The sequence below is a fragment of the Lewinella sp. genome (genome assembly GCF_050633125.1).
In the GTDB taxonomy this organism is placed as follows: domain Bacteria; phylum Bacteroidota; class Bacteroidia; order Chitinophagales; family Saprospiraceae; genus Lewinella.
Window position 1 is genome coordinate 361 of record NZ_JBOEFX010000112.1, and the last position, 12,069, is coordinate 12,429.

The following is a 12,069-nucleotide window of genomic DNA, read 5'->3' on the forward strand; positions in this document are numbered from 1 at the left end:
GTGAGGTGATGAAACTGGCAGCTTGTTTCTCTTTTACATCAAGGACTTAAAAAGTCGGCCATCTTTTTCTATCTCCCTTCGAATCCCCTGCAAAACATCTTTCATTCTGATCTCATTACTTTTGCGTTGCAGGCTTTTCAGACACGCATATTGTACCACATTTATAATACTGCCACCAGCTAGTTCGTAGCGAGCTGCTACTTCTACCAAATCAACTTCTAAAGTTACCGCATCCGGGAACGCTTTACGCCACAACTGCAGACGTTCCTTTACATCAGGTACGGGGAAGTGGATGATCGTATTAAAGCGGCGTAAAAAAGCCTCATCAAGGTTACTTTTAAGGTTAGATGCCAGGATAATCAGCCCTGAAAACTCTTCCACCCTTTGCAAAAGATAAGAGACTTCCTGATTGGCATACCGATCATGAGCATCTTTGACACCTGTACGTTTTCCAAATAAAGCATCCGCTTCATCAAAAAACAAAATCCAGTTTTTGTTTTCAGCCTTATCAAATAATTGGGAGAGGTTTTTCTCTGTCTCGCCAATATATTTAGAAACAACGGCCGAGAGATCTACCCGAAACACATCCCTACCAGTATACCGCCCCAGCAAGCTGGCTGTTAGCGTTTTACCTGTCCCTGGCGGGCCATGAAACAATGCACGGTACCCTGGCTTAAGTACTCGCTTCATGCCCCAATCCTCCATCAAGGTTGAACTTTGCTCTATCCAGGTTTTAATCTCCTCTATACGTTCCAGCACAAGAGGCGGCAATACCAAATCGGACCACTCTTGTTCTGTATGGAGCAGTTGAGCCGGAAAAGACGAACTAAATTTAGGTGGTGATACATACCCTTGCGTAAACAGCTCTGTATACTCGTCATCTAATATGATTCGGCGATTTAGCATAGACTCTCCTATTCGCGGTTGTTCTAAGCGGAGTATATGCTTCTGATAAAACGGATGTTGATGATTAAAGAGCGTTAAGAGATCCATCCGTTTTTGGATGTCATCGCCTGCCAATACAAATAACGCAGTAGATACCGTAGGCATCATGGTGCGCTGTTCCGCTGTTTTTATACCCCCAAAGGCAGGTAAATCATTATCTTTTTTCAAGTTTTTAGCAACAACTCGATCAAAGAAATCAGGATAAACATGAGGGACCAGCGCGATGAGAAGAATCAGGAATTCTTCTAGCGAAAGCTTCATTTCTGCTATGGTTCGGAAAAATGGGTCACTGGCATCTGAAATATCAAAATCAGGAAAAGCAATTTTCTCAGGCACTGTAAGTCGCTGAGAAATACGCTCTTCCAGATAGCGAATAGCGTGTTCTAAATTGGTAATCGAAATCCTTTTCATTGGTCTAAAATAAGGCTATTTGACGGACAAACGTAGTGACTGGTATTTTTCCTTAAACGCTTCCCAGTTGAATTCAGGAAAGATCAAAGGCATGTTCTGCTTAAAGTTAACCGTTTCTGCGCCTTTCGTTCCCGATTGGATGTCTAGTAATACTTTAGGCCAATAATAATAAACCCTGGCAGCAAGTGCCATTTCGAGGTAGCCCGAGAAATCAATATCCAGGTTATAGAGTTGAGGCGTTCCAGTGCGATGATAATAAATTGACTCTGATGCGAAACCTGGCCGATGAAGAAAGCCACATTCAGCTTCGTCCGTTACTAAATCAAAGGGTTTGAAAAACTCAATCAGTTCTTCCTCCAATAAATCTTCCGTATCATAGAGCTGCCCCAAACCATCTTTGAAGACATGCTCAAGTTCTAAAAACTGGAGTCTTCCTCCCTGAGAAGAATCTTGGATTGATCGCCACCTTATCTCCACGCCGTTTGCGTAAGTATAAAGTGATTGCATAATATCGGGCAATTCAGACAACTGCTCCTGGTCACTAACGGGCAAATTGTACCATTCCTTTTCAAGATTGATCAACCCCTCATCCTTTGCGCCTTCCAAAGCATCATTCATTTCCGCATCCCATAGCATTAAAGGATTCATAGACTAATCTTTAAATTTAACATTTCGGGCTTCCTGCATCGCTGTCACTGCTTTTTTCATTTTCGATTTCAAAGCTTTAGCGATTTTAGCATCCGCATCAATAGCTTTTTTGATATCATCGTATTGACTAATGGTAGGCATTCCAAGAGCTACCCTCTGTATTTCAATCACAAAACCAAGAGAAACTCCTGTATTTCTAGCTATCTCTTCTGCACTACTTTTCAATAAATGTACATTTTTCTTGCCCTCTCCTTTCCCCACTTCATAATTTTTCAGGTTGGTATCCACTTCATTAGTAATGGGCTTACTACTCAGCAAGACCTTCGATTCTTTGGTAAATTTCCCTTTATTATCTTTTACCAATAGCGTTGCTGAAACCGTTAATTTAGTGGGTACATGCTGTTCCGCAGAACGAATGGCCATAATATCATCATGTTTGGCCTCATCAATACCTTTCTCTTTGAGTTTGGCTTTAGTAACACTCAGGTCACCTCGGCCATAATCAGCTTCCACTTTGTAATTGACAACACTTCCTGATTGCACAGCTCGTTTAACTGCTTTTTCTGCTGACTTCAGGTGGGCCTTGTTTCCTTTTTGAGACAATGGCGTCATGTTATACCATTTACCAGGCCCATGAAGGTTATCATTTAGCATATGCCCGCGGACATAGTAAGATCGAGCCCCTTCTTTTCTTAATATTAATTTATCAAAAAGGGTATGCTTTTCCTGAGTAGGTGAAGAGCCAGAGTCACCACTTTTACGAGCCACCTTGGAAAGTACGGTAGCAGTCATAGTGGTTGCTACCGTTGCCTTTTCCTTTGTTGTACTATCAAAATCGACCTCTGTAGCAGGCTGCTCCCCATCTGCGAAGCCAAATATCTGTGCCGTAATAGGGCTCAGCTCATTGAGTTTTTCTTGTAAGTCTTTTTGTTTTTCCTCCTGGTTTTTCTTGGTAGCATCATCCGTAGCGGCACCTGTTCTACGCTGAATAATTTTATCAGCCTCAGCAGCTTTTGTTTCTGCTTGTTTTAAAAGTGTTTTCTGGTCTTTTGTTTTCGCAACAGATTTGATGTGCTTCATAAAGTCAGCAAAAGTCTGAATATCACTGGCTACCATCATATTCGCCGTTTTCCCTTTCTGCTTGAAATAAAGCTTATGCTGTTTCCCGTCACCGCCCTTAAACTTCTTTTTCGCCTTCCACCACTGCACCAATTTGTCCTTGACTTTCTTGGCTTTCTTCTTGGCGCCCTTCACAAATTTCTTTGCCCATTTTTTAGCTCTAAGGATAATTTTATCGATGGCCCGGTTTATGCGTTTGCGGATATTCTTGATGATTTTTTGCACCTTTTGCACCAAATTAGAAATACCTAAAAGCTTCGCTAGTAAACCAATAACCAGAGGTATCAGCGTAGACAATCCGTTTTCCACGGCCAAACTGATTCGGGTAAAATTCTTGGCAGCAGCAGCCTTGATCGCCTCAATCAAAGTCGGGATTAGCGCAATGGCAGACTCTACAAAGAAGACAATAAAATCCTTAATGGCAATAATCGCCTTGATAAATCCAGCACCGGGAATCAATAAACTCAATAGCCACTTGATCCCCGCCTGAATGACCTGTGTGATGATCATATTTCGAACCGCATCGATCACCGTTTCTTTCAGGTCACTAAACTGCTCCTGGACCTCTTCCCAGAGCCCCATAATTCCTTTTTCCTTTATTTTTTTGATGACCGTAAAGCCTGTCTCTACAGCCTTCACCACTGGCTCTGTGATGAGTTTGACCATCTTTTTTCGAACAAAATCCCATGTCAAACCCAGTACCTGCATGATGAGGTCAAAAATTCCCGATAAGCTAAACAGGTTTTCGGGCACGGTAATCCCCATAGGCCCCAACGCCCCCGTCAACCACTTGAACAAGCCTACAACGAGGTGTTTTTGGATATTGGCTACGAAGCTGTCAAAACCTGCTTTGATCCCCGCAAATAAGGCTTTCATAAAACCAATAGGGTCGGCCATTATCACGCCTATCAAAGATTGAATAGCTGCCAGCAAATCCATGATAAGCTGCTTCAATTTCTTGATGGTCTCAATGACCCCCTTGATGGCATCCAGCGCTTTGTCTACCAGCCCTCGATTGGCTGCTTTCATTTCCTCAATACGCGCATCAACGGCTTCCAGGCTTTCTTTGTATTTCTGGGCAATACTGTCAATGAGGGCATCCTGCTTGCTTGTAACGGCGCTGTCTAGCTGGCTAAATTTGTCCTCAATGTTCTCCACGGCGGCGGTCGCCAGTTTTTGCTGACTTTTCGGTAAACCATCAACAAAGGTTTTCACCTCCTTGCGCCCTTGAGAAATCCGCTGCTTGACTTTGCCCAATTCCGTGGCAATGTATCGAGCGATGCCCGTAAGCGCTACATCCATATCGGCGATGTACTGCGCGCGGCCGTCCACGTAAAACTTATTGACCTCATCGGGCATCCCTACAACAGTATCCTTTATGCGCTTACCCCAACCACGAGGATCAAACCAAGCGCCATAGCGCTCTCGTTTGTAAGCATTCATTTTAGCTCGGATATACGCTTCAAAGCGTAGTGTGGCATACTTTGCCGCCAGTTCAAACCTGGTGTTCACGCCCTCATCAATGGTGCCTTCTTTACTGCCATCTGCTGGCCCAAGTACCTTTTCTACATCAACTTGGGTCTTGAGAAAAATGCGGTCAATTTCTCCACTGATAGCCTCCCTTGCAGAAGTATTGTCCTTAGCATTTTTTTCCTGCTCACCAGAAGCTTTGGCCAATAGATCCTTGCGTTCGCCAAACATACCAGACACCGTTTTTTCGCCTTTACTTTCGGCCTGACTTTGGTGCTTTTCGCGAACAGACTGCTCCTGCTGGCGGAATTGTATGGGTGCTTCTGCGGTATTCGTTTTCGCGGTCTTTTTAGAGTCTAGGGCGGTAAGGAAGGAAGGTTCTTCAGATTTTGCCAATTGCTCGTCTGTCACCTCATTGGTGACCATTTCATCGTCCATGCGCTTGGCATCGTCGACGAGGGGCTTGTTGACTTCTGAGGTATTTCGGGCCGGCGGAGTGGTATTTCCTGCTCGTAGCGATTTGGGTTTATCGCCTGCCTGAGGCGGAACCAAGTCAGCTACTGGCCGGGGCTTTACTCCCGAAGGGTCAGGTTCTTTAGCGGTAGCAGCTTTAATGGCACCCCCCGTTTTTTCCTTCTCACTGGCTACCTTTTGTTCCGCGTTGTCCTTTACCTTATCCATCTTCCCGCTACCGGGGAATTTGTCCGCTTCTTCTTCGTTTTTAGGTAGAATTTTTTCAATCTGTTCTAGCAGTAATGCCTTAAAGGTTTCCGCATCAAACAACTGCGGCTCCTCCTCTTCCATTTCTCCTACCTGGCCCTCTTGTGCCTGCCCTTTTTGTTCGTTATCAGCAAGCGGTGCAGCCGCCTCTGCGTTCTTGGATAAACTCGTAGCTGTAGGGGTTGTCTTCTGGTCAGCAGCAGCCTTCTTTGTTTTTCGTTTGAGTGCCTTAAAGTTGGGGTCTTCTCCTGGAGTTCTGGGAACGGGTATTTCTTCGACAGGTGCCGAGCTCGCTCCAGCCTCTTCTTCGCTGACAACAGGAGCAGTACCAGCTGCTGATTCACCAGCATCTGCAACGGCTGTGGTATCCGCAGCAGGAATGGTTATTGGCAATAAAACATCGGAATCCGCAGTAGGTGTTGCTGTATCAGTGCCGGGTTCCGCCACGGGCTCAGGAGTATCGGTAGCACGTTCTGGCACGACTCCCTGCTGTACTGTATGGGTAAGTTCATGCGCTAACAACAATTGCCCTTTACGCCTTGACGGATCGTATTTTCCCTCATTGAAGAATACATCGCTACCCGTAGTAAACGCTTGTGCGCCCAAAGCACGATTCATCCGAACAGCGTCTTGATCGGTATGAATACGTACGCCCCCAAAATCAGCCTGAAAGGCATTCTCCATTTTTTGCCGTGTAGCCGTATCCAGCGCTTGTCCTTTTCCTCGACGCAAGCGAATAGCATTTGCGATATCCAAGCCTCTGTGCAATAAGGGGCGAGGCGCAAGTTTAGTTTGTAGCTGTTCCTCCTCTTCTTCCTTTTGCTGAATTTCTTCTTCGCCTTCTTCTTTTTTTGTTTGTACAGCTTCTTCCTCTTCTTGCATTTGCAATTCTTCTTCCTCGTCTTCTTTCCGCTGTACTTCTTCCTCTTCCTTGCTTTGCACTTGCTCTTCTTCCTCCATTTGCGCCTGTACCATCTCCTCCTCTTCTGCTTCTGCTTCTGGCTGGCGCTGAACGGGCTCCTCTTCTTCCATCATCGCCTGCATCACCTCTTCTTCCTCTGCGGCTTTGGCCTGTAGATTTTCTTCTTGCTCTTTGCGTTGTACGAGGGGAGAAATCTGGCCAAATAGCGGCCGTGCCGTGCCTTCGTTATTGACGGCTTTTTCGGCCATCTGATCGGCTTCGGTTTCAAAACGACTATCCCGTTTCCCAACTTTCACATTAGGCTGTGCCTTAAAAAAAGCGCCATCGCTCTTTTTAGTCTGAAAAAAGGAAGATTGCCGTCCTGGCTTGCCAGGTTTAGCTTTCGGGGCCTGAGTCGTTTTCGTTTTCATTCCCTTTAGTTTAAAATGAGGTATAGCAGACTACAAAAGCAATCAAAACACAACTGGTCAGCAGAAATCTACCTTTAGCATTCCTTCCATCCAGGGGAGTTTTATCATGGAAATATTCCAAGGTAAGCGATCTAACAGCAGATCGTAAGGTGCCTGCGCTACTTGTAGGTGCCAGTCGGTTCCTTGTGAATAAAGCAAGCCATCGCGTTGCAAAAAGTTTGCCCGAAAGCCAGCCACGGAAGTCTTTCCTAATGCCGACCAATGGCGGATCGCAGCTTCAATTAATTCCTCGCCGCTAGTTAATTGCGCTTCGGTTAATTCAGGTAAAACCAATACTTCTTCCAAAGGTATTCCCAGTAAAACCTTGGGCAACACCAGCTCCCATTCTGCCGTCGGTGATTTTCCAACAACAAGGCTTTGCAGAAGGCTTGCGCCTAAATTAGGATCAATAATTTCATGGTTAAACACTGCTCCGTGCAGGGTAAGAAATCGATCAACAAATGGATGAAGCAGCACCAATCCAGCCTGTTGGACAGACAATGCTCGCTGCTGACTAACATTGTTTTTTGCCAAATATTCAGGCCGTCCCAATGCCATTGGCAAGGACTCCTGAATAGTCATATTTTTGCCTGATTTTGTCGTTTGAGTATCTACATCTTTAGCAAATAGCTTTAATTGCTTGGTCCAAAATTCAAGTTGTTCCGCAAAGGAAAGTAAAACTGAAGGCGCTTGTCGGTCTTCCACAGTCCCCACTAGCCGATGTAACATGACGCTACCAAATTGGGCGAGCATCCGCTTGAGGCAGTTCTCATTTTGCAATAATAAATGATGCATTTTCTTTGCGAAACCAGCGTCTCCAGCAAGTAATTCCGTCAATTCATAAGCCAATGAAGCAACCGTAGTTCCCCTTGGTGCTGACCAGGGCAAAAATCCGCGTTCCAGAAAATGAATAATCCAAGCTGCCGGGCCGGAAGTTGCTGCGGGCGAATTCTCTCTACCTTCAGCAAGCTTACGAGACTGTAGTGTTTTTTCTTGCTGCTGTTCTTTCAAAAACAGTTCCAGCTCTCCCGCCAGTTGCCTACGAATCTCCGATTCTAAATCCGCTAAAGAATCCAGATCGCAATCCAGTACGATTTTGTCGTACCGAACATACATATCAGGAGGCACCAACTCCGACAACACCCTATCAATGATTTCAGGTATCCGCTTTTGCCCAAGAACAGATAGCCGTTCTGAGATCGCGTGATAATCCCGATCACGGGAAGCTTGAACAGTAAGTTCCAATTCAAGCTGCTTGATGATATGGATTTGCTTCGCCGGCATCAAATTTCAAATGAAGCATTTGTCACCGATGCACAAGTTGTATCTGGATCTACCGCAATTGCTCTGATAACATAACTATTACTAAAATCGGTTCGGAAATTCGTCTCTACTTGGGAATCGGATAGAATAGCTGGGAAAGCGTATTCTACCACCCATAACATTGGTCGTTCTCCCACATTATTAGCAAATAAGAGAAGTTGATTATCAGAAATATCAAAGCTAATTTCCAGCGAATCAGGCTCCGTACATAACTCCTGCGGAGGGTTATTAGGGTTACAACGATCGCGGATAATGCAATTATAGGCAGGTAGTCTGCCTCCTCCTTCAAATTCCTGGCCACCGTCAATGATTACGATTTCGCGTACTTCACTCCCTGATTCCCGGTATTGCCAGAAACGACGGTAGTCATGTTTTCCTACTGAAGCGCCTGAGAAACTTACTTCAATTTCAATAACATAAGAATGGCAACTATAATGCTCAATTCGCAGCGTCGTGAAATTATCTACCCCTGAAGGATCATAAGTAAGAAGAATAACTGCTTCCTCAGGGCTACCGAATGTATTCCCTAATACTGATTGAATGAACTCATTCGCGGCAGGCATTCGGCTGTTCCAGAAACTGCTAAACACGCTCGCCGTTGTGAAATCGCCGCCTGGGTTTAGTATCTCGGTAAGTTGTCCTAGCTGTGCTGCATTAAAATTAATAGCCTGACCAGGTTGATCACCAATAACGGTAAAGGTATTGACCCGAAGTTGTACTCTTTGATATCGCATACTGGTATTTGGATTGCGCTGCATCCAGAATGGATGTCCACATTCTCTGGTAATACCATTACAAGGCAGGCCACAGCCTTGCTCACAAACAACCGGTTTCACATTAAATCGTTGTTCACAAGCTGGGTTGCTACTGTCTTCTACGACCACCTCGCCGCCTTGACCACTTGGGAAGGTTGCAAAGCCTACGTTTTCTCCTAGCGGCACTTCATAAGTTTGGCCATTGGCAATGACCCGATAAGGCGGGCGACCACCATCAATAAAGATTTCTACCCGGAAATTCTGGCCATCCTCGTCGCAGACAGTTGCACCAGGGTCAATAACCAATTGTGGTACCAATTCTATGGTACGTCGTACAGAGATGGTTCCTTCTGCATCCCTGATTTGTACTTGAGTGCCATTATTTACAGCGATGGGATCTTCTGCTAATGCCAGCCAATTTACACCTCCGTCCAGAGAATAATCATAAGGAGGAGTACCTCCTGTAGGTGAAATCAACACAAGGCCGGTATTATTCGGTGTTGTACAACCGACCTGTTCCCAGCTAAAAGTAGGTGGCTCTTTGGGCAATACAAACTGTACCGGCGTACAGTCGGAACAGCACAAATAAGGCAAATAAAAATCTGCAATTACTGTTCCCACTGCCAGATCGGCAAAACGCCCAAGTTCTGTAGTATCATCCTCGGGAACGCCCAGGTCGATCTCTAGAATTGTATTTTCATTAACCGCAATCACTTCACGGCTCCCAATACCAGGCATCAATACCTCCAGACGGGCAGGTAAGCTGTTTACGACCAACGAAAAGTTGCCATCAAAATCAGTTACAGTGCCCGAGGTCGTACCAACTTGAATAATTGTCACACCAACAAGCACCTCTCCATTTGCTACAACCCGGCCTCGAATGGTGAAATTACCTTGCCTAATGGGCACATCATCTGGTTGGTCATCACCGTGATAGACCATGACAAAGGTTCCACCCATTGGTACGCCAGCTTTGTGCTGAATCCCCGGATGTTGGTCCGTAAATTTAGCAAACAACAGCTGCTCTCGTATTTTATTGACACGATCCTGGTATTCATCAAAAATACGCTGGAAGGATTCCAGTTTACAGGAAAAAAGTACATGATCCATTTGATCAGAAAACTCCTCCAGGTCGAGTTGGTCGCTGTTATTATCACCGGAAGTCGCATCATTGGTGAGTTGCAGAATAAAATTATTGAGCACCTGCATCAAGCCTAGCAGGGCATTGTGCTGCTGCCGGAAGGCCGTCATATCCAGTTGGGATACGTTTGCCGGTAGGGACGAAGCAAGTTTTACGAGATTAAAAATAAACAGGACATGGTAAATGTACACCGAGTCCAAGTTCCCCAAATAGGGGGCGCTAGCCGTATGCTGACTCAGATGTTCTTCATAATAAGCACCAATAGAGTTGTCGAAATAGCGGAAATTTGGCGCACATTGCTGAAGAAACGGAAGCTGTGGTACCCGATTACCGAAAGCCTGAGCTGGAGTTTGGCTAGGCAAAATCGGCGTCAGGTAAAACCGTTTCACCGCTTCGCAAAGCTGACAAATCAATTCTTCCCGAAAGGCATGATAAAGCGCGTCCAAATCCTGAAAATGGCAATCTTCCACTTCTGTAGGCAAAGGGATTGTATCCGCATTGAAGCCGGATTCCAAGGCAACAATGTCTATCGGTAGCCGATTGCGGTCTTTTTGCGATAGCAACTCATGGAGTACCTGCACATAGTTTTGGCCAACGTGCCCTTCTATCCGAAGGAAATTGTTTGGTTCCAAATCATATTGCAGTGGGAAACGAACAAACAGATCCGTCGTATTCCATGCATTGGAACGATAGCCCAAGTTATGCCGGGCCTTTCCCTGGCGAGTCAGGTGATAACTCCACTGCTCGTACAAAGGCACCGGGCGATAATGATAAGGAATTGCTTTCCGTGACAAGGGGCCTCCCAACAAACTAGGAGTAATCTTGATACTGGTTGATAGTCTTGGCCTAAAGGCGGTAAGCAATTGGGGACGAACAAAAGTGAAATTCTCAAAAGGTGTAAATACCCCCGGCTGCAAGACTGCCGTAACCGGGCGGATATTTCCAACATTAAATCCTACCAGCGAGCTTACATTTGGAGGTAACTCCAGCCCCTGCACCAAGCTCACTAAACGAGCAAACAACAGCCGCAATTCAGCCATAGCCCCCTGCTGGCGCGTAAATAACGGCGAAGGCACAAAACTATGGCGGTAACTATTATCGATAGGCTCGACACCCAGATTACCTGCAAATAGATGCCTTTTAAACAAACGACTATCCGGACAACACAGTCCCAACACTTCCAATCCCCGAAGGCGAAATTCTTCGTAAGCCTGAATAATAGTGTCCAGATGGTCATAATAATATTGGTACCAAAGATATTGCCCACTGGTTTCTATGCTATGATCATAGAGAAAAGCCCAATTGGTAGCCAGGTTGGCAAACGGATTGGTCTCAAAATCTACGAGCAAGGGAGCAAAAGCCTGGTGAGCAGCACTTAGCGCATTGGCGACGCCCTCTACCACGGGTTGGTTCATTGCCAACTGGAAGGCTGTAAAAATAGAACTGGTGCTTCCTAGGTTGGTCGCAGCAACATCAAAACGAGGCAACTTAAGCGTTGGTAAGCCCAAACGATTACTCATCGAGTCTGCCAGACTAAAGTAAGCTTCTGCTTCTGGCCCCAAGGCACGAATCCGAGACTGTAGCAAGTCAATATCCTGCTTACGTATCAGTAGTGGCCGGATGGTTGCCGTTACGGTAGATCCTTTATCATTACAAGAATTGGGGGCACAATTTCGGTTGCTTTCCGCCTCACATTCCAGGAATAGCACCAGAATTTTCTCATCACCTTCCCCCGGTATTTGGTTAACGCCTTGCAAGAAGTCACGGCTTACCCTAACCGCCGTAGCATCATTATTTCGATCTGCTGTCAGTTCCCAAATAGGAAACGGTGTAAATGGGTTGTTGCCACTTCCAAATTCCCGATAAGGGAGCGCATCTGGCACTTCGTAAGGGCGATACCATTCCAAAGCAGCTTGAGTGCCCCAGGTGATAAGGTAACCTTCGGAGGTCACCCCACATCCTTTGCTGATCTGGATACTATCGCCACTATCGGCGATGGATGGCTCCAAACCACAGACAATGCCAATCCCGATCAGGTTGGTGCGCGTGAGGCGTTCCTGTTCATCGAGGTAATTAAATAGCTGATTGAGATGCTCATTGGAAAGCACCTGATTGGCTTCAAAAAACGGATAGGAAATGTTTACTGGTAACATATCACTTGAGGGC

General features: G+C 45.7%; 5 protein-coding genes. All 5 read right to left on the reverse strand.

Translation table 11 applies throughout. From position 1 onward, the window contains the following. Positions 1–33 precede the first annotated feature (33 nt). Genes ACRBG0_RS22275 through ACRBG0_RS22295 form a run of 5 tightly spaced genes read right to left on the reverse strand, consistent with a single transcriptional unit; the run spans position 34 to position 12,056 of the window. A complete protein-coding gene (locus tag ACRBG0_RS22275) occupies positions 34–1,356 on the reverse strand; it encodes an ATP-binding protein (protein WP_431489052.1) in 1,323 nt (440 codons plus the stop codon). A gap of 15 nt (positions 1,357–1,371) precedes the next feature. Then, a complete protein-coding gene (locus ACRBG0_RS22280) occupies positions 1,372–2,004 on the reverse strand; it encodes a hypothetical protein (RefSeq protein WP_431489053.1) in 633 nt (210 codons plus the stop codon). A gap of 3 nt (positions 2,005–2,007) precedes the next feature. Then, positions 2,008–6,645: an eCIS core domain-containing protein gene (locus tag ACRBG0_RS22285; protein ID WP_431489054.1), complete on the reverse strand. Its 4,638-nt coding sequence runs from the start codon at positions 6,643–6,645 to the stop codon at positions 2,008–2,010. Between the two features lie 57 nt (positions 6,646–6,702). After that, a complete protein-coding gene (locus ACRBG0_RS22290; RefSeq protein ID WP_431489055.1) occupies positions 6,703–7,968 on the reverse strand; it encodes a contractile injection system tape measure protein in 1,266 nt (421 codons plus the stop codon). Beyond that, entirely contained in the window at positions 7,968–12,056 is a 4,089-nt protein-coding gene (locus ACRBG0_RS22295) for a hypothetical protein (protein WP_431489056.1), read from the reverse strand. The genes ACRBG0_RS22290 and ACRBG0_RS22295 overlap by 1 nt, the downstream gene beginning before the upstream one ends. Positions 12,057–12,069: the final 13 nt, after the last annotated feature.